This window comes from Roseateles sp. YR242 (genome assembly GCF_900109745.1).
In the GTDB taxonomy this organism is placed as follows: domain Bacteria; phylum Pseudomonadota; class Gammaproteobacteria; order Burkholderiales; family Burkholderiaceae_C; genus Roseateles.
In genome coordinates, this window is record NZ_FOAV01000008.1 from 121,857 (window position 1) to 145,479 (window position 23,623).

Annotated in this window: 14 protein-coding genes; 2 read left to right on the forward strand and 12 right to left on the reverse strand. The window is 68.3% G+C overall.

Going from position 1 to position 23,623, the window contains the following annotated elements:
• Positions 1-4 precede the first annotated feature (4 nt).
• The 4 genes from BMY53_RS16060 to BMY53_RS16075 all read right to left on the reverse strand — a co-directional run bounded on the left by BMY53_RS16060 (position 5) and on the right by BMY53_RS16075 (position 7,419).
• Positions 5-3,049 (reverse strand): TonB-dependent receptor, encoded by a 3,045-nt coding sequence (locus tag BMY53_RS16060; RefSeq protein WP_092947507.1) that lies wholly within the window; start codon positions 3,047-3,049, stop codon positions 5-7.
• Positions 3,050-3,302: 253 nt separating this feature from the next.
• Positions 3,303-4,622, reverse strand: coding sequence for a xylose isomerase (gene xylA / locus BMY53_RS16065; protein ID WP_218151245.1), 1,320 nt, complete (start codon positions 4,620-4,622; stop codon positions 3,303-3,305).
• A gap of 56 nt (positions 4,623-4,678) precedes the next feature.
• A complete protein-coding gene (xylB, locus tag BMY53_RS16070; RefSeq protein WP_092947509.1) occupies positions 4,679-6,166 on the reverse strand; it encodes a xylulokinase in 1,488 nt (495 codons plus the stop codon).
• The gene (locus BMY53_RS16075) at positions 6,166-7,419 is read right to left on the reverse strand and encodes an ROK family transcriptional regulator (protein WP_092947510.1); all 1,254 of its coding nucleotides are present in this window, start codon (positions 7,417-7,419) and stop codon (positions 6,166-6,168) included. Before BMY53_RS16075 ends, xylB begins: the two co-directional genes overlap by 1 nt.
• Positions 7,420-7,840: 421 nt before the next feature.
• Here BMY53_RS16075 and BMY53_RS16080 point away from each other — a divergent pair, with 421 nt between their 5' ends.
• Both BMY53_RS16080 and BMY53_RS16085 read left to right on the forward strand, forming a co-directional pair.
• The gene (locus tag BMY53_RS16080; protein ID WP_092947511.1) at positions 7,841-8,173 is read left to right on the forward strand and encodes a hypothetical protein; all 333 of its coding nucleotides are present in this window, start codon (positions 7,841-7,843) and stop codon (positions 8,171-8,173) included.
• A 243-nt stretch (positions 8,174-8,416) separates the two neighbouring features.
• Complete coding sequence (locus tag BMY53_RS16085; RefSeq protein WP_092947512.1) at positions 8,417-9,076, forward strand: dienelactone hydrolase family protein; 660 nt, start codon at positions 8,417-8,419, stop codon at positions 9,074-9,076.
• Between the two features lie 99 nt (positions 9,077-9,175).
• On the opposite strand, the gene BMY53_RS16090 is transcribed toward BMY53_RS16085, so the two are convergent.
• The 8 genes from BMY53_RS16090 to BMY53_RS16125 all read right to left on the reverse strand — a co-directional run bounded on the left by BMY53_RS16090 (position 9,176) and on the right by BMY53_RS16125 (position 23,621).
• Positions 9,176-9,712 carry an eCIS core domain-containing protein gene (locus BMY53_RS16090; RefSeq protein ID WP_092947513.1) on the reverse strand — a complete coding sequence of 179 codons (537 nt, stop codon included), beginning with the start codon at positions 9,710-9,712 and terminating at the stop codon, positions 9,176-9,178.
• Positions 9,713-9,736: 24 nt separating this feature from the next.
• On the reverse strand, positions 9,737-12,460 hold the full coding sequence (locus BMY53_RS16095) for an Ig domain-containing protein (protein ID WP_218151246.1): 2,724 nt from the start codon (positions 12,458-12,460) through the stop codon (positions 9,737-9,739).
• Positions 12,461-12,537: 77 nt separating this feature from the next.
• Positions 12,538-13,893: an ATP-binding protein gene (locus BMY53_RS16100; RefSeq protein WP_092947515.1), complete on the reverse strand. Its 1,356-nt coding sequence runs from the start codon at positions 13,891-13,893 to the stop codon at positions 12,538-12,540.
• Positions 13,877-15,712: a contractile injection system tape measure protein gene (locus BMY53_RS16105; protein ID WP_143074100.1), complete on the reverse strand. Its 1,836-nt coding sequence runs from the start codon at positions 15,710-15,712 to the stop codon at positions 13,877-13,879. Before BMY53_RS16105 ends, BMY53_RS16100 begins: the two co-directional genes overlap by 17 nt.
• Positions 15,705-18,479: a hypothetical protein gene (locus tag BMY53_RS16110; RefSeq protein WP_092947517.1), complete on the reverse strand. Its 2,775-nt coding sequence runs from the start codon at positions 18,477-18,479 to the stop codon at positions 15,705-15,707. Before BMY53_RS16110 ends, BMY53_RS16105 begins: the two co-directional genes overlap by 8 nt.
• A complete protein-coding gene (locus tag BMY53_RS16115) occupies positions 18,476-19,276 on the reverse strand; it encodes a hypothetical protein (protein WP_092947518.1) in 801 nt (266 codons plus the stop codon). The genes BMY53_RS16110 and BMY53_RS16115 overlap by 4 nt, the downstream gene beginning before the upstream one ends.
• The gene (locus tag BMY53_RS16120; protein WP_092947519.1) at positions 19,273-23,154 is read right to left on the reverse strand and encodes a baseplate J/gp47 family protein; all 3,882 of its coding nucleotides are present in this window, start codon (positions 23,152-23,154) and stop codon (positions 19,273-19,275) included. The genes BMY53_RS16115 and BMY53_RS16120 overlap by 4 nt, the downstream gene beginning before the upstream one ends.
• Complete coding sequence (locus BMY53_RS16125; RefSeq protein WP_092947520.1) at positions 23,151-23,621, reverse strand: GPW/gp25 family protein; 471 nt, start codon at positions 23,619-23,621, stop codon at positions 23,151-23,153. The genes BMY53_RS16120 and BMY53_RS16125 overlap by 4 nt, the downstream gene beginning before the upstream one ends.
• Positions 23,622-23,623 lie beyond the last annotated feature (2 nt).

Here is a 23,623-nt window from a genome sequence, read left to right on the forward strand (position 1 = left end):
GTCCTCAGAACGACATGCGCGCCGTCAGCGTGTAGCGCCGGCCGGTATTGAACCAGGCGCGGCCCAGCATGCCGATGTGCTGCTGCATCAACTGCTTGTAGGTCGAGTCGGTCAGGTTCTGACCTTCCAGGCCGACCGTCACGTTGTCGCTCCACTTGTAGTAGACACCGGCATCCAGCTGGCCGTAGGCGTCCGCCCAGGTGGGCAGGGCCCAGCCGACCGAGGTGCCGCCGTAGGTCGGGCTGGACGGGTTGGTGTCCAGGCCGTCGCCCCCGTTGGTGCCGTTCACGTTGACCGCCTGCAGGTACTTCGAACGCCAGCTGTAGGCCAGGCGTGCGGAGATCGGGCCGCGGTCATACAGCAGCGCCAGGTTGTAGGAGTTCTTGGACAGGTTGGCCAGCGGCAGGTTGCCGAAGGTCTGGCCGTTGGTGTCGCAGCCGTTGAGGTTGAGGTTCAGGTTGGCCGCGCTGTTGCTGCCGGCGCAGTAGGTCGAACTCACCGGGTTGTAGAGCTTGGTGCTGCTGTCCACGTAGGTGTAGTTGGCCTGCACGCCAAAGCCGGAAAGCCAGCCGGGCAGGGAGTCGAAATAGGTCTGGAAGGCAAGTTCAATGCCGTTGACCTTGCCCTTGGCCCCGTTGATCGGCGAGGTGACGGTGAAGTTCTGCAGCGTGCCGCTGGCGTCCGGGACCTGGGTGATCGTGGTCTGGTTGATGATCACGTCCTTCAGGTCCTTGTGGAAGGCCGCGAAGGTCAGGGAGCCGGTCTTGCTGAAGTACCACTCGGCGGTCAGGTCGCCCTGTGTCGCGCGGATGGGCTTGAGCATCGGGTTGCCATCGGCCGTGCCGGTGCGGGTCACGTTGCTGATCGTGGTGACGTTGCCGACGGTGGTCGAGGTGAAGTTCTGCGCCAGCTGGGTGGTGGCCTGCAATTGGCTGAAGTCGGGCCGCGAGATGGCCTTGGACAGGGCCGCACGGAACTGCACCTGCTCCGTGGCCTTGAAGCGCAGGTTCAGGCTGGGCAGGCTGTTGGTGTAGGTCTGGCTGAAGGTGTTGCCCACAGCGAAGTTCGGGATCACCGGCACCACTTCGCCCACGGCGCCCACAGGCACCTGGCTGCTGGTGAAGGTGGTGTAGCCGCGAGCATCCATCTTCGTGCGCACCACACGCAGGCCGACGTTGCCGTCCACCGGCACGCCCAGCGTGTCATCGAAGGCGAAGCGCAGTTGCGCGTAGGCCGCCTGGGTCTTTTCGCTCTGGTCGTTGGTGCCCGCCGGGTCCGTACCGAAGGGCGCGGGTGCCCACGGGGTGCAGGAGGAACTGTCGCCACCGTGCTGCTCGGCGCACAGCGTGTCGTGATAGGCGTGCAGCGCGGCGTAGCTGTCGGGGTATCCTGTCGCGGTGTTGAGCGTCGGGAAGATCAGCGACGGCACGGACGACTTGCCGCCGAAGAAGTTGTTGAAGTTGTAGACGTAGTGGTTGCTGTTGAAGCGCGGGTCGTTCAGGTAGGCCAGCTGGCCGATGTCCCAGCCCAGTTGCCAGGGCTGCGAGATGGGCGACCAGAAATACTTGGGCGTGGTGTTGATGGTGGTCGCGTCACGCTCGGACAAGCGAACGCCGAAGCGCAGATCCTGAAGCACACCATCCTCGAAGCGGAACTTGGCATCCCCCTTCCAGGCTTTTTCGGTGGCCTTGCTCTTGTCCTGATGCTCCTGGGTAAAGGCCCAGTAGTAGTTGGCCGGGTCCTGCAGGGCCGCACGGTCGGCGTCGCTGAAGGTGAGGCTGGGGCGGCCGCCGCGCAGGTCGATGGTTTCGGATTCCATCAGCACGCCCAGGCCGACCGTGGAGTCGAACGCGCTGCTGTTGGCGCGGATGTACTGCAGGTCGGAATTCAGCTGCCAGCGGTTGTTGGGCTGCCAGCTGATCTTCCAGCCCAGGTCCTGGGTGTCCGACTTGCGCCAGGCACTGCGGGTGTCAGAGCCGAAGTTGATGCCGGAGCCGTCGCTGTTGTAGAGCGTGCCGGAGAGGAACTGGCCGTTGTCGGCAAACACGCCATCACGCACACGGATCTTGTAGGGATCGGACTGCGCAAAGATGGCGCGCTCGTCCCACTGCATCTTGTACTTGCTCTTGAAGTAGGTGATGGAGGATTCGACCGAATCATTCTTCCATTGCAGCGCGCCATACAGCCCATCACGCTGGCGCTCGAACTCCAGCGTGCGCCACGCCGAACCCTTGGGCACCCACAGGTAGGTGCCGGCGGCCTGGCCGTCCACGGCATTGGCCAGCGGGTAATACGGCTCCACCTGGAAGGCATCGGTGCGGGTGCCGCTCTTGGAACTGGCCAGGTGCAGCAGGGCGCCGAATTGGCCCAGGTCGGTGTTCCAGCGGTTGGAGACGAGGCCGGAGATGCTGGGCGAAGATTTTTTCTTCAGCTCCGAATAGGTGGACTGGACAGACAACGCTGTCTTGAAACCCGAAAAATCGAAGGGCAGGGCCGTGCGCAGATTCACCAGGCCGCCGATGCCGCCTTCGATCTGCTCGGCCGACGGGTTCTTGTACACGTCCACCGCGGCCATCAGCTCGGGCGGCACATCCTCGAAATTGAGCGAGCGGCCGCCGTTGGCGCTGAACGAGTCACGGCCGTTCATTTCCGAGCGGACGAAGGTGAGGCCACGGATGGTGATGCCCGAGCCTTCCACGGAGAAGTGCTCCGGGTCGTCCTTGGACATGGTGCGGTCCATGGTGACGCCCACGATGCGGGCCAGCACCTCCGTGACCGAGCGGTCCGGCAGCTTGCCGATGTCGTCGGCGACGATGGAGTCCACCACCTCGTCGGCGTTTTGCTTGATGCGTTGCGCGGAACTGAGCGCCGCGCGTTTGCCGGTCACGATGACCGTCTCCACCTTGGTGGGAACTTCCTTCTTGCCGTCTGGGGCGTCAGGGGTGGGTGCGGTCTGTGCCGCAGCGATCTGGCCAAAGACCAGACCGCCGATCAGCAAGGCTGCCTGGGCTGCGGCAATGGATACCGCGGTTCGTTGAAGGGTGCGCATGTTGTCTCCTGTCTCTTCTGTGATGGGCCTCTTTGCTCGATGGCGAGGCCTCATAGGCGGTTCATGGGCGCAACGACGTCATTGCCGTCGAGGTGGTGCACAGGCCCGCGCGGCCATGGCCCTGAGGCCGTCGCGGGCGGTCTTTACTACCAACATCAAAAAACTGCAGTCAAAAAAAACTACGACCAGTCGCCGTCTCGCTGGGAGCCGGCGCCCCCAGGAACGGGTCAGGCCTTGCTGATCAAGGGGATGATCAGATGGCGGTGAAGCGGTTGACCAGGTTCTCGAGGTATTCCTGGCGGCCGGACTTCGGCGCCACATCGGTGTTGCGGGCCAGCACCTGGTCCGCCAACTGCTCCAGCGTGCGACGGCCTTCCAGGATGTCGCGGCCCTCAGGGGCCGACCAGCCGGCGTAGCGCTGCTTCAGCGCCTGGGCCAACTGCCCGTCCTGGATCATCTGTTCGGCGATCAGCAGGCCCTTGGCGCAAACATCCATGCCACCGATATGGCCGTGGAACAGATCCTCCGGGTCGATCGACTGGCGGCGCACCTTGGCGTCGAAGTTCAGGCCACCGCTGCCCAGGCCACCCGCCTGATGAATGTGATAAAGCGCCAGCGCGATCTCGGGGACGTTGTTGGGGAACTGGTCGGTATCCCAGCCCAGTTGCGGGTCACCCCGGTTCATGTCGATGCTGCCGAGAATGCCCAAGGAAGCAGCAACGGCGATCTCATGCTCGAAGGAGTGGCCGGACAAGGTGGCGTGGTTGGCCTCGATGTTGACCTTGACCTCCTTTTCCAGCCCATAGCGTGTGAGGAAACCGTAAACGGTGGCGCTGTCGAAGTCGTATTGATGCTTGGAGGGCTCGCGCGGCTTGGGTTCGAGCAGGATGGTGCCCTTGAAGCCCTTGCGGTGCTTGTAGTCCACCACCATGGAGAGGAAGCGGCCCAGTTGCTCCAGCTCCTGGTCCACATCGGTGTTGAGCAGGGTCTCGTAGCCTTCGCGGCCGCCCCAGAGCACATAGTTTTCCCCGCCCAGGCGCATGGTGGCATCCATGGCGTCGCGGACCTGCAGGGCCGCCAGGCTGAAGATCTCGGGGTCCGGGTTGCTGGCAGCGCCGGACATGAAGCGGCGGTGGCTGAACAGGTTGGCCGTGCCCCACAGCAGCTTCACGCCGGTGCGTTGCTGATGCTCGCCCAGCACGTCCACCATCCGGGCCAGGCGTTCGTGGCTTTCACGCGGGGTGGCGCCTTCGGGCGAGACGTCGCGGTCATGGAAGCAGTAGTAGGGCGCGCCGAGCCGGCTGAAGAAGTCAAAGGCGGCCTGCGCCTTCTGCTCGGCCAATTCCATCGGCGAGCCGCCTTCGAACCAGGGGCGCTCGAAGGTGCCGCTGCCAAACGGGTCCAGGCCGGTCCAGCAGAAGCTGTGCCAGTAGCAGACGGCGAAGCGCAGATGCTCCTCCATGCGCTTGCCCAGCACGATGCGGTCCTTGTCGTAGTGACGGAAGGCCAGGGCTTCCTGGGTGCCGGGACCCTGGTAGCGGATCGGATCGATATTGGCGAAGTAGCTGCTCATGATGAATGCGGTGAGAGGTGGGGACCTTGAGGCCGAGGGCGGAGGCGCGTGCAGACTCAGCGGCCTTGCGTCGGTGGGGGGAGGGGAGGAAGTTGGCGTTGCTGCGCATAAAGCGCGCGGAATCGAGCCAGCCGGGCGGCCAGGGGCTCGGCCCGTTCGGCACGGGGGCTGAAGCGGTCGCTGACGGCGGGGCGTTGGCAGACCTGGGTTTCTTCGCCGCCATCGGCCATCCAGGCCAGCCGCGCCGCGCCCAGCGCACCGCCGGCATCGGCATCGGTATGGCGCACGATGTCCACACGCAGAACGTCGGCCATCAGTTGGGCCCAGTAGGCGCTGCGGGACCCACCGCCGACGAAGGAGAGTTCCGTCACCGTGGTGCCGGCCGCCTGCAAGGCGGCAAGGCCATCGGCCATGCCGAAGGCGACCCCTTCCAGCACGGCATAACCTCCATGGGCGCGGGTGCTGTCGTGGGTCAGGCCATGGAAGACGCCGGTGGCAAACGGGTCGTTGTGCGGCGTGCGCTCGCCGGCCAGGTAGGGCAGGAACAGCGGTGCACCCGCCAGGTCCTGCGGTGCCAGTGCCTGGACTTCAGCCAGCAGGGCGGTCTCGTCTGCCGCACCGCTGAAGCCGCAGAACCAGCGCAGCGCGCTGGCGGCCGAGAGCATCACGCTCATCTGGTGCCAACGGCCGGGCAGTGCATGGCAGAAGGCATGCACGGCGGACGCGGGATTGGGGCGGTAACGGTCGTTGACGACGAACAGCACGCCGGACGTGCCCATCGACAGAAACCCTTCCCCAGGGCGCGTCGCGCCGATGCCGATGGCACTGGCGGCGTTGTCGCCAGCGCTGCCGGCCACCACCACCTCGGGCGACAGACCCCAGGCGCGCGCCAGATCCGCACGCAGCGTGCCGGCGGCCTGGTTGCTTTCCACCACGCGCGGCATTTGCGCACGGCGCAGGCCGCAGGCGGCCAGCAAGGTGTCGGACCAGTCTCGGGCCGCCACATCCAGCCACAGGGTGCCGGCGGCGTCGGAAGGGTCGGTGACCTTGTCGCCGGTCAGCAGCAGCCGCAGATAGTCCTTGGGCAGCAGCACGGTGGCGGTGGCATCGAACACTTGCGATTCATGCCGGCGCACCCACAGCAGCTTGGGCGCGGTGAAGCCCGGCATGGCGAGGTTGCCGGCAATGTCGGCCAGGGCTGGGGCGGCTTGCGTCAGTTCGTCGCATTCGGCAAAGCTGCGGCCGTCATTCCACAGGATGGCCGGTCGCAAGACACGGTCGGCCTGGTCCAGCAGCACCGCGCCATGCATCTGGCCGGACAGCCCGATGCCACGGATCTGCGACCACGCCTCGGGCGCCGCAGCACGCAGTGTGGCCACGGCCTGCTCGGTGGCGGTCCACCAGGAGGCGGGGTCCTGTTCGGACCAGAGTGGCTGTGGCCGTTGCACCGTCAGTGGCGCACTGGCGCGGCCCCGGGCCTGGCCCTGGTTGTCCAGCAACAGCAGCTTGATTTCGGAGGTGCCGAGATCGATGCCCAGATACATCAGAGTGACTCCTCGGCGTCTTCGGTAGTGGGAGTGGTGGGGCTGCGCGCCGCGCCGGCCTGCGGCAGCTGCGGTCGCGTCACGTGGTAGCGGGCGAGGGCGGCGGCCCCGGCGGCCACCGCATCGGCGCCATAACGGGAGGTGCGCACCAGCGGTGGCGCCAGACTGGCGGCCTTGGCATAGTCGTTCAGGGTGTCCAGGGCAGGCTGCAGGAAAGCGTCGCCCAGTTCCACCACGGCGCCGCCCAGCACGATGCAGGCGGGGTCGTAGGCGGTTGCCAGGTTCTGGAGCAGCACCCCCAGGTAGCGTCCGGCCGTGCTCACCGACTTGACGGTGGGTTTGTCCTTTTCCCCCAGTCGTGTCCGGACTTCGGCGAGTGAATGCGGGCCCGGCTCGGCGGCTTCTTCAGGCCGGAGCATGGCGCGCATGCCGATCAGCGCTTCGGCGCAGCCCCGACGGCCGCAACTGCAGCGCGGTCCGTCGATCTGCAGCACCATGTGGCCGACCTCACCGGCAAAGCCCCGGCTGCCGGTCAGCAACCGGTCGCCGACCACCACGCCAGCGCCCACGCCCTGGTTGATGCTGACGTAGAGCAGCGGATCCTGCGGGCCGGAGGACGGGTTGAATTCCATCTCACCCAGCGCGGCCACATCGGCTTCGTTCTGGAGGTAGAGCGGCACGTCCGCCAGTGCGGTGCCTGCCAGCTTGTCGGCCAGCCAACTGCCGATGGGCAGGTCCCGCCAACCCAGGTTGGGGGCGAAATGAAGTATGCCTTCGGCCTCGTCCACACCCCCGGGCAGGCCGATGCCGATGCCGATGATCTCCTGCGAGTCCTCCAGCTGCCCCTTGACCTTCTGCAGCAGCGACGCCAGCACGCCGATGCAGGCCTTGGCCGAGCGGCTGGCGCCATAGTGGCTGACGGCCCGGGCGCGGATCTCGCCGGTGAGGGAGGTGGCGACCACCCGTACGGCCTCGATGCCGACCTCGGCGCCCAGCAGCAGCAGGCGCTCCGGATTGATGAACAACGGGGTGGGGCGGCGACCCAGGTCGCCCGTGGCGACCACAACGCTTTCAATGAGCCAGCCTTCGGCGATCAGCTCGCGGGTGAGGCCGCTGATGGTCGACTTGGTCAGGCCCACTTCCGTGGCCAGGTCCGCGCGGGACAGGCCGGGATGGGCGCACAGATGGCGCACCAGCGCCATCCGGTTGATGACCTTCAGCAACTGCTGGCTGCCGCCGCCTTCGCTTTGCACGTTGTCTCCTGTGCCCACTATCGGTGCGGGCTGAGAAGGATATTAGTTCGGCGGTTGCACGAAATAACTGGTGGGAAACCCTAGAGAGGAAAGTCAGGCTTGAAAGCGGCTGTAACGCTGCCCCCTTGGGCGATCCGTGAATGTGCCGCGGGCGCTGGGCACCGGGCTGGTGCGGGTCACCGACATCGTGCGACGCATGGACGAATGACCCTGTTGGCGATCCGGCTGCGGCAACTGCGCCATCCTCCGTGTGCGGTTGCGACGGAACTTCGGGCAGTGGCGATCAGAGCAAGTCCGCTGCGTGCGCGCTTTGCATGGCAGCAATGTTTGCTTAAGCCGGTTCTAACAGTCCAGGCGCAATCTGCAGTCACGGCATCGCTGAACTCCCTCTCTCTTCCAGCGACGCCTACAGGAGAACGACATGAGCAAGACCTCCCCGATCCTGGCCCTGATGGCGGCATTTGCCGCAGCGTCCGCCTCCGCGGCGCCCATGCAGGATGACGAACTCACGAGCCGCGAAAACCGCCGTGCGTATCTGCAGCAGCAGTTGCGCGACGTGCGGGTGGAGCTCTATTGCGACCACCAGGATCACGCGCTCCAGATGATGCGGGACACCCGCCGCCAGCTCAGCGTCCAGCATGACGATGTGAGTGAACGTGGCGTGGAGCACCTGGACCGCGCCATCTGGGCGGTGCGCCATGGTGATACCGACCAGGCGCTGAACCTCCTGCAAGACGCACACCGCCAGGGCTGATCAATCTCCCGAGGCGACAAGCCCCGGGGGCTCGTGGCTCGATCTGCCGCGCATTGGAGAGCCAGGCACCGCGCCGCCATCACCCGTCGGTGCCGGTGCAAGGCGCACGGATGCCGGCTCTGTGGACATGACGGGGCGCATGCCGTCACTCGCCACACGCCGCAGCGCGCTGCGCGCCCACGCGTCGCCCGCCTTCTGCGGTCGGGGCGCGAGAATCCGGTCATTGCCTCACCGGAGATCCCCATGGGACAGTTCAAGACCCTCACCGCCGCCGACGGCCACACCTTCAAGGCCTACGCGGCCGAAAAGCCCGGCAACACGCTGGCCATCGTGGTTGTGCAGGAAGCCTTCGGCGTGAACCAGCACATTCGTGATGTTTGCGACCGTTTCGCGGAGCAGGGCATCAATGCCATCGCCCCGGCGTTGTTCGACCGCGTCGAGCGGGATGTCGAGTCCGCCTACAACCAGGAAGGCATCGCGCGCTATTACGAGATCCGCAAGACCCTGACCAAGGCGCAGGTGCTGACCGACGTGCAGGCGGCTGCGGACGCCATCCACGCCACCGGCATCGTCGGCTACTGCTTCGGTGGCACGGTGACCTGGTGGGCGGCCACGGAGACCACCCGCTTCAAGGCGGCGAGCGCCTGGTATGGCGGCGGCATCTACGAAGACCGCGAGGCCACGCCGCACTGCCCGGTGCAAATGCACTTCGGTGAGAAGGACGCCCACATCCCGCTGGACCAGGTGGACGCCATCCGCCAACGCCATCCCGAGGTGCCGGTGTATGTCCATGCCAACGCCGACCACGGTTTTGGCTGCGACGCTCGCCCCTCATTCAATGCCCAGGCCTATGCCGAGGCCCAGGCCAGCACGCTAAGCTTCCTGCGCCAGCATCTGGGCTGACCGCCCTGAGATCTCCTTGAGATCTCCTTGCGCTGGCCTTGCGATGGCCCTGCGGTGGCCTTTCGGTGGCCCTGACAGTGCCTTGACCGCCGCGGCGGCTCACGTCCCCCGGCTGGCCATGTCGCCCATCCGGTCCGCCTCGGCCTCCAGCCCGTGGTCGTCATTCACCGGCACGCCGCCCACCTCCATGGTGGGCGCCACCCGGCCTTGGCGCTGCTGCACCACATGCCAGGCCTCATGCGGCAGGTGCTGCTCTTGGCCTGGCGCCAGGTGGATGTCGTTGCCCTGCGCGTAGGCCAGCGCATTGAGCTGGGCGGGCTGGCTGGAGTTGGCATGCACCCGGACATCGGACAGGTCCATGCCCGACATCGATTCCAGCCCGGACTTGAGCTGGTCCGGCATGCCGGTGAGGTTGGTCGCCGGCGCTGCCTCCTCCCGTTGGGCCGCAGCACCGAAACTGGCCGCCATCGCGCGGCGCTGTGCGGCCTGCCGGGGTGAGGCATCCAACTGGGCCGACCAGTCGCCCCCTTCGTTATCGGTCACCCGCTGGACCAGGTCCGGCTCGGCGGCCGGCCGATGCGTGGCGACGCGGCCACCCTCCAGTTCGGTATTGCGGGGATCATTGGATATCGCCATGTGCGCTCCTCAAGCATCGATCAATCAAAGCTCTGGCCGCCCCGGCCGGAACACCAGATAGCCCGACATCGCCACAAACGCCAGCGCCACGATGGCCGGTACATAGGGGTTGTCTCGCAAAGGGGCCAGGGCGGGGTCGCAGAACAGCAGGGCCACGGCCATCAGCAGCAGAAGCAGCGCGCCCGCCCACAAGCAGACCAGATAGAGCAAGCCGATGCGGCGGGCTCGGCAGCTCACCACATACACCGCCGCCGCCACGATCCAGGCCATCAGCAGGAACTGGGTCACCAGGCGCAGCGGCATCCGGTTCGGACAGATCCAGGCGCAGGCTTCCTGCCGGAAAGTGAGCCGCGCCGTGAAGTACTCCTTGAGCGGCGGGATGACCTCCGGCCCCATGCCCACCTCCGCCCGTGGCAACGGCCAGAGCGTGATGCCCCCATAGGTCCATTCGATGTAGGGGAAGTCCCGTGCCATAGTCGCCGCCACGTTGGTGGGCGGGGCTTCGGGCGAGGTGGCATGCACCAACACGGGCAACACGCTGTCCAGGAAATCGATGCGGCGCACGCCCTGCAACTGGCGGGTCAGGTCGACCCGGCGGCGCAGATCCTTCTTCTGCGAATCCGGGTCGCCGCTGAGCATGATCAGGAACTTCACGGTGATGTCGCTCTTGCCTTCATAGGAAAGCTCCTTCGACCCGTCCACGGCGGTGCGGTGCCGTGGGTTGGACGCCAGCTCGGCCTTCAGCTTCAGGCTCATCAACCATTCGTAGCTGTAGGGGCCGGTTTCCTTCAGTTGATCGTCCGGCACGACGAGGTTGAGGTAGTAGGGCCGGCCGGCGTTTGCCATCCGCTCCAGCAGCGCCGCCATGAACTTGCGAAGGAAGGCGGTGTAGCGCGCCTGGGCGGCGCCATCCGTCGGTGTGTCCTCGAAGAAAACGGTCAGGCCGGAGAACACATGATTGGTCTCGTCCGACCCCGGCGCCAGCAGCAGCTTGTTCATCAGGGACTGACGGTCCTGGCTGCGGCGGTCGACCATGCGCACCGCCGCCGTGACGGCCTCCTCGATCATGCGGTCCTGCTCGGCCGCCGAGCGGTTGAGCAGCAGGTTCCAGGTGCGGCGGTAGAGCACCAGGTCCATGGCCACGTCATAACGCTGCGCTTCGCGTGCATAGCCGGAGACGGCGCCGTCCCAATCCTTGGGTAGGTCGAAGCTGCCGTCGTCCCGCAGCACCACGCCCATGTACTGCAGACGGGTGAAGAGGTTGAAGTTGATCGGCATGGGCGTTTCCTGCGCGGCCCAGAACGGAATCACCCCCACCACCTGGTTGTCCTTGTGGTCCGGCGCGCACTGGCAGCCATCGGCGGTCCAGAGCAGGGGTCGCGAGTTGCCCACCGGGTGCAGCTTCGTCGCCACCGCCACGATGTCCCGCAGGTTGTCCTCGGCGAGCAGGGAGTCGAAGAAGACCTCCAGCGGCACGGCGGCATTGTCCGGCCGGCGTTCGTTGCGCTTGGGGGCCGGCACCGGCTCCGGGCGCTGGGCCGCAGGCGCTGGGCAGCTGGTGGGCGCCGGCAGCTTGCGGGCGGCCGCCACTTCGCCGACACGCTGCAGGTAATAGCGGCAGCGCTCGGCCTCGATGGCGCGGATGAACATCGCGCGGGTGGGATATTCCACGCCCACCACGGGGGTCAGCAGCCCGCGCAACTGGGTGTTGGTCGGCTTGTCCGGCACGATCAGCGGCGGCTCCGTCAACACGGCCGGGTCCTCGTCGAGGTCGGCACGCAGGGCGGCCAGCGCGGGCAGCGGCGGGGAGGGGGCGATGGCCGTGGCGGTGGGCTTGACCTTGTCGTCGTCGGACGGCGGCACCAGCTCGTCCAGTTCCTTGGCCGTGAGCAGATAACTGACCGGCACGTTGCCGTTGAGGTCGGCGGCACCATCGGCCTCCTGCAGGCTCATGGCGCGCAACCGGGGGTCCGGTGCACTGGCCACCGGTGCCGGCGCGGGCGCCTTGGCGCTTGGGGCGGCGGTTGCGGGTACCGGGTCCAGGATGCGCAGCACATAGTGCTGCTCCTGCTCCATGCTTGGCGTGGCGCTGTCCTCCGCACGCAGGGTGAAGCTGTACTGACCGGCGCGCGTGGGGGTGCCGGAGAGATAACCGTCCGCGCCGAATACCAGCCCGGGCGGCGGTGTGCCTTCAATCTCGATGCGATAGGGCGGCCGGCCGCCTTGCACCACCTCACGTCGCTTGTAGCTCGAGTTGATGCGGCCGGCAGGCAGTGGCACCGTCACATACACCAGCCGCAGATCCGGGGTGCGCCGGGCGGGCGGAGCGGCAGGGGCGGACGGAGCCACCGCTGCCGCCGTAGCGGCCTGGGGCCGGGTTGGGGCCGTCTCGCGCGGTGGCGGGGCAGGTTCCAGCGGGTAAGTGGTGGCAGTGGCGTCGAGGGCTCCACTACCCTGAGCACCGCTACCCTGAGCACCGCCATCCTGAGCGCCACTGTCCATGCCGGGTGCGGTGGCACCGTGCCGGCTCTCTGCCTTGGCGCCAGCGGTGGCTGCGCCCGGCCCTGGGCCCACGCTCGGCGGCTCCGCCAGGCTGACCCGCTTCGGCGCCACCGGTGGCCCCATGCTGGGCGGGCCTGCTGTGGCATGCAGCGCCAGGCCGATGGCGGCCGCCAACATGCCGCCCAGGAACACCCGCCAGCGGCGGCAGTGCACACACGGCGTCCGGGCTGCGACCGTCGATGCCAAGGGGCCCGGCTGTGGTGGATGGGGCGGCGGGAGCGGCGGATCCGGCTCCATGACACGGGGATCAAACTGGGCCATGGCTACACCACCCGTCCTTCCTTGCGCAGCTCCTTCGCAACGCCCAGCCGCAGATCGGCCTGGGTGATGCGCTGCCGCTGCGCCTGCAGCGCATGCAGGGCTGCAAAGCGCGCCACGTTGGCAATGGCGCCGCCCGCCAGTTCATGGCGGTTGGCCAGGTCCTGCAGGTCCACCTCCGGCGCCAGCCGCCCGGTGGGGCGCAGCAGGCCCTCCCACAGGCGCAGGCGTTGGTCCGCATCCGGCATCGGGAAATGCACCACCGACTGGAAGCGCCGCGCAAAGGCCTCGTCGATGTTGTTCTTCAGGTTGGTGGCGAGGATCACCGTGCCGGGGAAGTCCTCCACCCGTTGCAGCAGGTAGGCCACTTCCTGGTTGGCGTGGCGGTCATTGGAACTGCTGGTGGCGGTGCGCTTGCCAAAGAGCGCGTCCGCTTCGTCGAAGAAGAGGATCCAGTCGCGGTGCTGCGCCTGGTCGAACACCTGGGCCAGGTTCTTCTCGGTTTCGCCGATGTATTTGGAAACCACCATGGAAAGGTCGATGCGGTAGACGTCCGCCTGTACCGCCTGCCCGATCAGCGTGGCGGTGAGGGTCTTGCCGGTCCCCGGGGGGCCGAAGAAAAGGCTGCGGTAACCCGGCTTCACGGCGCGGGCGAGTTGCCAGTCCTGCATCAGCTGGCGGCCGTGGCGTGCCCAGGTGGTGAGGGTGTGGACTTCGGCCAGCGCATCGGCATCCAGCACCAGATCGTCCCAGGTCAGCCGCGTGGTGATGAGCCGGGCCGGGAAGCCGGCACTGAAGTCCGGCTTGCGGGAGACGCCGGTGGTGAGCCGTTCCAGCGTTTCGGCGGTGACATGCAGCGCCGCGCTGAACCAGGGTTCGCCGGGCGCGTCGTGGTCCAGGCGCAGCAGGCCCTCCCGGCGCAGCGGTGCGTCTTCATCCAGCAGGCGGCGCAGTTGCGTGCGTCGGGACAGGTCTTCATCCGCCATCAGGAAGGCCGCGGTCTCGGCCGTGGGCAGGAACCCCCCGTGGGACCGGCCCTTCCAGCCGCCGAATTCGCTGAAGCCGCGGTCCAGGTTGCGGTTGCGGACAAAAAGCAGGTCCAGCAACGACGGGCGCAGGTGAGGCGCCAACGCCAGGGCCAGCACCAGGCGCTCGTCCGCGTCCAGGGCGGCATCTTGCAGCAGTGCACCCAGCGCGCTGTCCGGCGGCAGGCGCGGCGGGGCGGGTGGTTCGCTCTGCGCGGGCGGGCCGAAATGCCGCGCCAGGCGCGACTGCACCACGGACTCCAGCCAGCCCAGTTCCTGCTCCAGTGCGCGTGCGTTGCCGGCCACACCGGCCGCTTGGTTATCGCCAGTCCACATGAAGGACCCTTTCCATCCATCCAAACTTCACCACGGTGTATCCCCATGGCAGGTGATCGATCAGCATGTCGAAGGCGCCCGGTTCCACCGCCAGCCGCCAGCCGTCCTGCTCCGGGCGCAAGGTCCCGGCCCGGCGCAAAAAGGTCTGCCGCAGGCCATTGATGGAGGTGGCGCCCAGCACGCGCCAGTGCTGCACCACCGCCCCCAGCAGGCCCTCAATGGCTTGCCGCTCGTCGGTGGTCAACGTCCATTCGCGTGGCAGTGGTTCGTCGAGCGGCAGGCCGCACAGCAGCTTGTTGAGCGACAGCGTGTGCTCCACGGCCTGCTGACGCAGCGGCCTGGTGGCGCCATCCTCCGGCGGTGCGTCGGTGACCAGGGCCTCCAGCAGCACGGCGCCACGCAACGCGGCGGCGGCGTCCTTGAAGCCCTTGGCATCGGCCAGGCCCACCATCTGGAACAGCTTGGGCAGGTAGGGGCTGATCAGCACCAGCCCCGCATTGGCGACCGCCATCGGGTCGCCGAACGTGTCTTCCGCCGCCATCGGCCGCAGGGCTTCTGCCGCCGTGTCCGATGCCTCCTGGCGCGGGCGCCAGCGCAGCCGCAAGGCCTGGGCGGCGGCGCAGAGCATCGCTGTGGCGCCGGAGACGACACGGTCGAACCAGCGCTGCGGCGCCTGCGCGCCCGTGGGCGCGAGCTGATGCAGATGCTGGCGCACATGCGCGGTGTAGCGGGTGGGCTCGAAGGCGGCCGTCTCCCCGCGCAGGGCATGGTCCAGGGTGGCCTGCCACAGCCATTGGCGGCGCTCGCCGGTCTCCGACGTCGAGGCCGGTACGGCCGTCGCCACCGCTTCGATCCAGCGGCCGATTTCGCCCCGCAGGGTGTCGCCCATCCACAGCGTGAGCATCTGCGGCAGCAGCTCGGCCGGCAGGGCGCGGGCCAGGCGCTGACGCTGGCCGTCCTGGCGGCCGGCTGTCTGCAGCGTGTCCCGCAGCCAGGCAGCGTCTTCGCGAAGCAGCAATTGCCAGGCATCACCCAGGGCCAGCAACGGGTCGGTGCCGGCGGAGAAATGCGCCCCTGCCGCCAGTGCTGCCTTCAACTGGGCCCGCGCGCGGGGCAACGGCGCACTGCGCTGATCGCCTTCGGCGGACAGGGCCTCGTCCAGCACCACCTCCCACAGCGAGACCATGCCGCTGGGGGCTTGCCCATGCAGGCCGTGCGCGGCCACCATGGCGAGCAGCCGTTGGGCGCTGGCCGGGCGGCCCGGCATCAGGGCCTGCACCAGCGAGGCCAGCCAGGTGCGGTCAAACTGCAGCACCAGGCGCCGCACGAGCAGGGCCCGGTCCTCCTGCTGGCGCAAGGCACCCACCAAAGCCGCGGGGTCCCGCTGCAGCAACTCCTGCGCCAGCAGCCGAGGGTCTTCGCCCCGGGCCTGCCAGGGCAGGCGGCCGTGCCGGAGGAAATACAACAGCAGCGACAGGCGCGACTGCATCCGGCTGCGCACCCCTGCGGGGCGTCGCCGTGCCCCGGCGGGCCCACGCTGTGTATCCAGCGCGTCGGTCAAGGCCTGCCGCAGTTGGCGGCTCCAGGCCTCTTCCCAGGCGGGGCCGTCCACCACGCCCAGGTCCAGGGTGAGGCTGTGCAGGGTCCAGACATCACCCGGCTCGCAGGTGTCGCGGTAGCACTCGTCCAGCAAATCGTCGAGCAACTGCAGGCCCGGGCCCCGCAGCCACGCGGACCAGCGGCCTTCCGCCTCCTCCACGTTGGCGCCACGGATGTCCGCTTCCGCCCGCAGGTGTTCGATCACGTGGGCTTCAGACATGCGCATTCCCGGCCGGGTTGACCCGGTCCGCCTCCTGCCATTCCAGCATCAAGGCCAGCAGCCGCACGGCGGCACGGTCCGTGCGGGCCAACGCGCGCGGGTCGTCGGCCGCGCCGGCCAGGCCCAGACGGGTGTCGAGCCACTGTTCATGCAGTTCCTCAAAGCGCTGCATCGCGGGCAGATCCAGCCACCGCAGGCGCAGGGCGAGGTGAGCGGGTGTGCTGATGCGCAGGGTCTCCGCAGCAAAGTTGCGGAACGCCGGTTGGGCCGTGCGCGAGGTCCAGCCGGGCAGCACGGCGGTTACTTTCAGCTGATGAAAGCCCGGCGCCAGCTTCAGGGCTTCGTGCTCGGGTGAACGGTCCCGCAGCGGGCGCAGCAGCACATGCTCGATGACATGCAGCCCTTCGCTTTCCTGGTCCAGGTGCAGCATGAACAGCCGCAGGCTGGAGGCGGCACGGCGGGCGGCGTCCTCGTCCTTGAACCCGCCCAACACCCACCAGCGTTGTTCCTCATCCGGGCCCAGCACCAGTTGGTAGCCGGCAGAGGTGTCCGGCTTCGGCAGCGCAAACAGCGTGGCATGCGGGGTGGGTTCGGCCATCAGCTCCGGGCTGTCCGGCGCCGGGTCATGCAGGTGGATGGTGGGCTGCGGCAGCATGGGGATGCTGCCCGGCGGCATGACGCGGTAGCGTTGCGCCCGCGCGGCGGTACGGGTGAGCGAAACCGGCAACGGCTGGCGCCGCAGCCACGGGAACTGGCTCAGGTCCTCCTGCACCTGTGTCCGCGTGGTGGGTCGCACCGCCGTGCCCGCAGCCGTGCCACGTTCGGAAAACTCCGGCGGCAACTGCACCAGCCCCGGCGCGCCGGAGGTCACGGTGGCGGGCGGGGTATCCGCGCCGTCGGCAGCCGAGCCGGTGCCGGCGTCAATCATGACGCGGTGGTCGCGCAGCACACGGGTCAGTGGCCGGTCATGCCAGAGCCGGAAGCCCAGCAGCAGGCTTGCGCGTCGCTGCAGGCCACTGCAGTTGTCGGTCTGGCCCCAACTCGGGCGGCCCAGGTCCACGCCGGCGGCGCGGTCCCGGGTGAGGGTCACGATGTCCCGCAGCCAGGCGGCCTTGTTCTCCAGCAGCAAGGATTCCAGTTCGTCATGCAGCAAGTGGGTGCAGAACTGCCGCATGCTGTTCTGGGTGTAGGTTTCGCCATGCAGGGCCAGCAGGTGGTCCAGCGCGCGGCGCTTGCGGGCGGTGCCGCTGTCCAGGCGTTGCAGCTGGGACTGGGCGATGGCGGCCGGGTCGCTCAGGTAGAGCGCCTGCAGGCCGGGGACCTGGTCCTCGCCAATGGGCTGGGTCCACAGGGTCTGGCGCGATCCCCGGTCAATCGCAAAGAGCGAGCGCATGGCCTGCAGCTGTGCCAGCCCTTGGGCAATCAGCTGTTCATGCAGCACCATGTAGGCCTTGAGCTGCTTCACGCGGGCATGCACCTGCGGCGGCGCGGAGGACGGTACGCCGTAGCGGCCGAGGCCATAGATGGCCGGCAGGTGATGCTGCACCGAGTAGTAGGACCCCAGGTCGCGGTGCACACCACGGGGCAGCAGGGCATCGGCGCGGCTGGCCTGGTCGGCCTGCTGGCGTGAGCGCCGGGCCCGGCCGGCCGTCTGCAGGTCGTTGAGGCGGCGGCGCAGTTCCAGCGGCGGGATGTGCACCAGGTGGCCGCGCCGTCGCACTTCCACCCATGCCGGCGATCGCGGGGAGGGCAGGCGCAGGGCCAGCGCCCAGCCGTCGCCATGCCAGGCCACCGAGCCCACCACGGTTCCGTGCCCTGCGGATGCCAGGTCCTGCGGTGCCATCACATCCGGCGTGATGGACACCACCCGCGCGTCAAACACGCCAGGCACCTGCCGCATCTCGGCGGCCACGTCCGACAGGAACAGGCGGCCGATGTCGTTGGCGGCCAGGCTGGAGGAGCGGATGAAGCCGTGCTGCATCGCCGGGCCGTCGTAGATGTCGGCCAGGGGCAGGGCGCTGCCCAGCCGGTCGTGCAGGGTGTCCGAAACCGGCGCGCCGGCAATGAAGCGCGCGCAGCGGTCATAGACATCCGCCAGGATGTGCACGGCATCCCGCTCGCCCTCGATCTCCAGCACGGCCTTGAGGTCGCACATCACGTCCTTCTCGCAGGTCACGCGCGGGGCCAGGTCTTCCCCCAGGTTGCGCTGCGTGTGCCAGGCCTTGCGGGCCTCGGCTACCCGTGCGGCCTCGCGGCGGGCGGTAACGGCATCGTCCTCGGCCTGGCCACCGCCATCACCGCCGTCGGCGTCATCCGCCTCATCATCGCCAGCCAGCCATTCGGAGGGTTTGAGCCGCAGCTGATAGACACCGGGCTGTCCCTGCACCAGCGTCAGGGTGGCGTCGTCCAGCCCGGGTACCCGGTCCAGCAACCAGCGGCGGTAGTCCTCCGGCGTGGTGGCGCGGCAGGGAAACACCGCGGCGGGCGGGTGCAGGGACAAGGCGTCGTAATCCACGACGTTGCCCGGTCCGGCCAGATGGTCCGCCACCGGGAAGCCATTGCGGTAGACCAGGTCGGTGAGGCCGAAGCAGAGCTGCTCCAGCAGGGTGATGCCGGGGTCGTGCAGGTTGTGGTCGGTCCAGCGCTGGCCGCTGAGCGCTTGCAGCCAGCGCAGTCCTTCCGCGCGCAGGCCTTCGAAGCCCAGTGCCTGTTCCTCGGCTGGGCGCGGGGCCGCCAGCGGCAGGGTGGAGGGGTGGGGCAGCATCATGGTGTCTTGCTCCCGGTGAAATCGTCAAACCACAGCTGCGTCAGCGTGGCCTGGATCATGGCGCCCGCACCGTAGTCGCAGCGGGTGCGCACCTGCAGGCGGTAATAACGCTCGCGGCCGGGGGCGGCGAGCCAGCGCAATTCCAGCTGGTCGCAGCGCCGGCCATACCAGGCGTTCTGCGACCGGATGCGCTTGCGGCCCAGCCACGCGTCATACCAGCGTTCACGCGGGTTGAATGTGTTCATGGCCACGGCGTGCAGCAGCGCAAATCGCGGTTCACGCCCCTGGGCGCTGCTGGCGCCGGCCATCACGTCGAAGGCGTGGCAGCCCCGCAGGTCGCCGGTGAGGTCGTGCCATTCGCCGTTGGCCCGCAAGGCCGAGCTGTCGGGGCGTGGATAGGTGCCGCGCCGCCCCGACGCCGCCACCACGCCGTCGACGTCCAGGGCCGCGGTCGGTTCGGCGATGCCGATGCCGACGCGGCGCTTGCTGTCCAGCGAGAGCACGGGCGCCTGGCCCCGGGTGTCGTTGACGCTGCCTGGGTGGAAGGCCAGTTGCTCATTGCGGCCGCCAAAGCTCATGGACCAGAGCGGGGCCAGACCGTTGCGCTCGCGGCAGAAGCTCAACAGGGCGTCGTACCCCTGGGGCGTATAGACCTCCAGGCCGTGATCGGGCGACTTGCTGAAGCCTTCGTCCACCATGTTGAGCGTGGATTCGATCAGCGACTTGAAGTGATCGGCCGTGGGCAGTTGGCCCTCGCCGAAGAACTGATACAGCGTTTGGCGGTTCTGTTGAGTCATGCGGTGGCTCCGCTGATGACGAAGGTGCTGCCTATCGCCAGTTTGGAAATGCCGGTGGCCACGGGCGCCGAGTAGGTGAAGCCTTCGGTGTCGCTGAGCAGGTGCTGCGGCATGGGCAGCGCCAGGCTCCAGGGCCGGCTGTGTGTCACGTGCCGCCGTTCCTCCTCGCTGGCACGCGCGGTGTCGGCCAGGCGGTAGCTGCCGTTGTCGTCCTGGCTCAGGCGCAGGATGGACAGCTGCGTGATGAAGGCCACCCCCGGCATGTTGCGCAGGCGGGCCTCGATGTCCTCGGCGCGGACGGTCCAGTCAAAACGCGGCCCGTAGCCCTGGTCCATCCATGGCGACAGCATCTCCACCAGCGCCTGGTTCATACGCTGCAAGGTGGCGCCGGCATGGGCCCCGCGCTGCAGGCCGACCACGCCGCGCACCTGCAGTTGCTCATACATCGGGTTGCGCACCTCGATGTTGGCAAAGGGGGAGGCCAGAGCCTTCAGGGCCAGCGCCATGCGCCGCAGCTGCATGGCGCTGAAGCGGGGTTGCTCGCAGGCCAGGGCCGGCTGGTTGCGCGGCAGCATGGGCACGGCCACCACCACCACCGTGCCCGGCGGCAGGTGCTCGCCGCCCAGCCCGTCGTCATCGACGACCTCATCAGCCGTCAGGCAGCGCGCCTTGAAGACATCCGGAAAGCGGTCCAGCAGCAGGCGCTCCATGTCCCAGGTGGTGCTGGCGCGATTCTTGTGCTGCAGCCGTTCACCCGCGCGGGTGTAGAGAGCGCGTGCGTCCTCCGCCGCCCGCAGCCCGACCGAGCTGCCGACCTGGGCGACCGTGGCCACGCCACTGAGCGTATGGATCGCCCGGTTGATGCGGCCGGCCTCCAGCAGCGTGGGTGGCGCTGGCGGCTGCGTACCGGCGTTGGCGGGTGGCGGCGCGGGGGCACGCACCGCCCGCAGGGCCTGGCAGCGCACATCCCGCAGGCGGGCAAAGGTGTCGAAGCCGTCATGAGCGCTGATGCGCAGCCAGTACAGCCCGCTGGGCATGAGCGTGTGGTCGCTGCGCATGTCGCGCGGCAGGTCCAGGGTGACGATGCCGGAGGTCAGGAATCCGTCCGTCTCATCCGCCAGCACGCAGTGCGAGGGCAGCGGCACCCAGGACTGGCCCACCAGCGTGGCCCACTGGGGACGCGTCAGGGCCAGCTGCTGGCCGGGGCGCACCGGAGACTCCTTCATCTCGAACAGCAGCGTCAGCGTGCCGCCGGGGTCGGAGGAACGCAGGCCGATCAGCAGTTGGCCGTCACGGTCGAAGTGCGGCAGGAGCGTGTGTTCAGTGCCTGCGTCTGCCAAGTGCAGGGAGATGGCACCGAAGGGCCGCAGATGCAGCAGGCGTTCGCCATCCACGCCGTCGCCGGGGCCGTCGTCACGGTCCAGCGCAATGACCGTGTCCGCGTCATAGTCCAGCGTCACCGCTTCCAGCACTGGCGTGTAGGGCGGATTCGGAACCGGGCGGGGATGGCGCCGGGTACGCGCATTGGCATTGACCACCTCCGACAGCACGGCCGGATAAGCCGCATGGCCGAAGGCCCCCGGGGGGCCGGAGAGTTGCAGGCGGCACAGGCCGTTGCGTGGCAGCGCCTCGGTTCCCCAATCCTGCTCGCTGGCACGCATCTGCTTGCCCACGGTCGGCGCATCCACCTCGAAGTGCTGATGCTCCATCAGCCGCCCATCCCCCGGGTGCCAGGCAAACAGGCGCTGCCGCGCGGAGTCGCCCCCACAGGGGAACCAGCGCCCGTCGCGCATCAGGGACAGGGCCGCGGTGAAACTCTCGTTGTGCTGCTCCAGGCCGTAGCTGGCGTAATACGCGCTGAAGCCACCGGGCTCCTGCGGCAGGCCGGCCCACTGCAGGTGCAGTTTCAGCAGGGTCAGGTTCTTGCGGGCCGCTTCCTGGGAGCCGACCACGAAGCTGGACGACACGGCGGGCAGGGGGCCGAAGGGCATGAAGGGCTTGGTGCCGTCCAGCCGGCCCAGGCTGTTGCTGAGCAGCAGTTGGCGAACGCCCTGGACGCTGGCCTTCACAAAGGCCTCCTTGAACGGGATGTCCGCCAGCAGCGAATAGGCGTAGATGCGCCCCTCGTGGCAGATCTCCAGGCGCATCATCGGCAGGCGCGTCTCCCACTCGGGCCCGTGCAGCTGAGGGTCGCACCCGATGATGGCCGGCGCGTCATGGGGCAGGCGGACCTGCAGCGCCAGCCCGCCCGCAGGTGCGGCCGAGATGTGCACGTCCGTGGCCACGAACCAGCCGGTGGCGGCGCTGAGCGAGATGTTCAGTGCACCCTGGAACAGCTGGTTGAACATCAGGTCCCGGTTGGGTTCCAGGTTGTCCGGATCCGTCTCCAGATGGAACACGCTCAGCGGGTCGCCCGCCACGGCGGGCGCCGGCAGGTCCTTCTGCAGCACCCGTGCGGCCACCTCCCAGATCTTTTGCCAGTCTGCGATCTTCAGGGTGGCGTGGGGCGAAGCATCCGCGCCGGCCAGCAGCCAGCGCACCAGCAGCACCCCCATGGCGCGCCGCAGTGCCGTCACCTTGAGGGTGTGTTCGGCCTTGTCGGTGTCCTTCATGGCGCCCGCGGTCAGCACGCCGGCCACCAGCTCCTGCAGGGAGCGCCGGGCATAGGCGGTGTCGTGTCGCATGCGCAGTTCGATGCTCAGCAGGCGGTCGCCCTCGGCCAGTGCCAGGATGGGCGAGACGATGGCCAGCCCGATGCGGGCATCCGGCACGTTGGCGTCGCCGCCGAACAGCCGCCAGTCCGTGCCTCGGCCCAACTGCAGCTCGCAGGCCTTGGCGCGGGTGACGAAACCGAAGTCCCGTTCGGGCGAGATCAGCCGGTCGCGCTCCAGGAACAGGGAACAGACGCTGGCCACGCGGGTGTCGGTCACCGCCAGCGTGGATTCGCTGCGGAAGCGCACCGGCCGTCCGGCCGCGTCCTTGCCGGCATCGAAGAGGGTGCCGCTGCCGACCTTCACCTCGCCAATGGCGCGGGGGTCCCGCTGGCAGGCCACCAGCACCGTGTCATCCCGGGGGCCCCGCGGCAGGAACCCCAGCACGTCGCGGTAATAGAACTCGGCATGCCGCGCCGGGAAGCGGTTGACCTGCGCCTGCACCTTTTCGCAGACCTTCATGAAGGCCATCAACAGGGCCACGGCCGGCTCATGCTGGCCAGTACCCCAGGCCGCCGGGATCAGCTCGTGTGCCTTGGCCTGCAGGCTTTCGATGGCGCCGTGGAAGGCCACATGCCGGCGGCGCAACTGGTCCCGCTCATGGCGCGCGGCGTAACGGGCGGAGGCGTTGCCGCGCTGGTCCGACAGCAGCGCCAGCGCTTCTGCCGAAGGGTCCCACAGCGTGCTCAGCGGCGGCACGATGGCCTTGTTCTGCCAGCGGCGCTGGCCGTGTCGTTCACGCACCCAGTGCAGGTCGGCCGCGAGTTGCTGGCGGATCAGCTGGCGCAGCCGTTCCTGCATGGCCTGGGCCGTGAAGTCGGCCTCCTCCTGCTGCAGGGCCATGTACCAGCTGTCCAGCATCTCCGCCATGGCGCCCACCCCTTGGGCCAGTGCTTCCAAAGGCGCGCTGTCCAGATGCTGGGCCAGATGGCGTTCTCGCTGCGCCAGGTCAAAGGCGGCAATGCGTGCCAGCACCAGGGTGGTGTCGTTCTCCAGCAGCTCGTACCAGTGGCCGGTGTCATGGTTGTCGGGGTCCACGTAGCGCAGCTGGCGGGCCAGCAGCTCCACCATGGCCACGCGGTCCTCGAAGCGCAGCGGGTCAACGGCCACGTAGCCTTCCTCCAGCGCGGGAGGAAAACGCTCGTGCTGGGCGGTACCGGCGCTCATGCCATCATCCCGTCCATCAGGTCGTTCTGCGCCTGGGTGCCGGCGGTCAGCGCCAGCGGCATGGCCTGGCCGCCGTGCATGTAGAGCGGAAACACGAGGTTGTCCTTGGTGTTGCTGCTGCGCAGCCAGTAGTCCAGTCGGATGCGCAGCACGCCTTCATGCAGGCCGTCGGTGTCAAAGCGGATGCCTTCCAGCTCCACACGGGGCTCGAACAGCATCACGGCACGCTGGATCATGTTGCGGGTCTCGGTCAGCAGGCTGCTGGTGACTTGTTCAAAGACCAGGCGCTTGAGCCCGCAGCCGTAGGTGGGGTGCATGACGCGCTCGCCGGGATGCGTCAGCATCAGGATGCGCAGGCTCTCGCGCACGTCGGGCGCTGCCGAGACCAGTGCGGCCGAACGGCTGCGGATGTCGAAGGTGGGCGGGAAGGCCCAGCCGGTGCCGAGGAATCCGGGGTCGCTGCTCATGG

Coding starts and splice junctions, on each gene's coding strand:
- BMY53_RS16060 (WP_092947507.1), bottom strand. CDS start 3,049: ATGCGCACCCTTCAACGAACCGCGGTATCCATTGCCGCAGCCCAGGCA.
- xylA (WP_218151245.1), bottom strand. CDS start 4,622: ATGAGCAGCTACTTCGCCAATATCGATCCGATCCGCTACCAGGGTCCC.
- xylB (WP_092947509.1), bottom strand. CDS start 6,166: ATGTATCTGGGCATCGATCTCGGCACCTCCGAAATCAAGCTGCTGTTG.
- BMY53_RS16080 (WP_092947511.1), top strand. CDS start 7,841: ATGAGCAAGACCTCCCCGATCCTGGCCCTGATGGCGGCATTTGCCGCA.
- BMY53_RS16085 (WP_092947512.1), top strand. CDS start 8,417: ATGGGACAGTTCAAGACCCTCACCGCCGCCGACGGCCACACCTTCAAG.
- BMY53_RS16090 (WP_092947513.1), bottom strand. CDS start 9,712: ATGGCGATATCCAATGATCCCCGCAATACCGAACTGGAGGGTGGCCGC.
- BMY53_RS16100 (WP_092947515.1), bottom strand. CDS start 13,893: ATGTGGACTGGCGATAACCAAGCGGCCGGTGTGGCCGGCAACGCACGC.
- BMY53_RS16105 (WP_143074100.1), bottom strand. CDS start 15,712: ATGTCTGAAGCCCACGTGATCGAACACCTGCGGGCGGAAGCGGACATC.
- BMY53_RS16110 (WP_092947517.1), bottom strand. CDS start 18,479: ATGATGCTGCCCCACCCCTCCACCCTGCCGCTGGCGGCCCCGCGCCCA.
- BMY53_RS16115 (WP_092947518.1), bottom strand. CDS start 19,276: ATGACTCAACAGAACCGCCAAACGCTGTATCAGTTCTTCGGCGAGGGC.
- BMY53_RS16120 (WP_092947519.1), bottom strand. CDS start 23,154: ATGAGCGCCGGTACCGCCCAGCACGAGCGTTTTCCTCCCGCGCTGGAG.
- BMY53_RS16125 (WP_092947520.1), bottom strand. CDS start 23,621: ATGAGCAGCGACCCCGGATTCCTCGGCACCGGCTGGGCCTTCCCGCCC.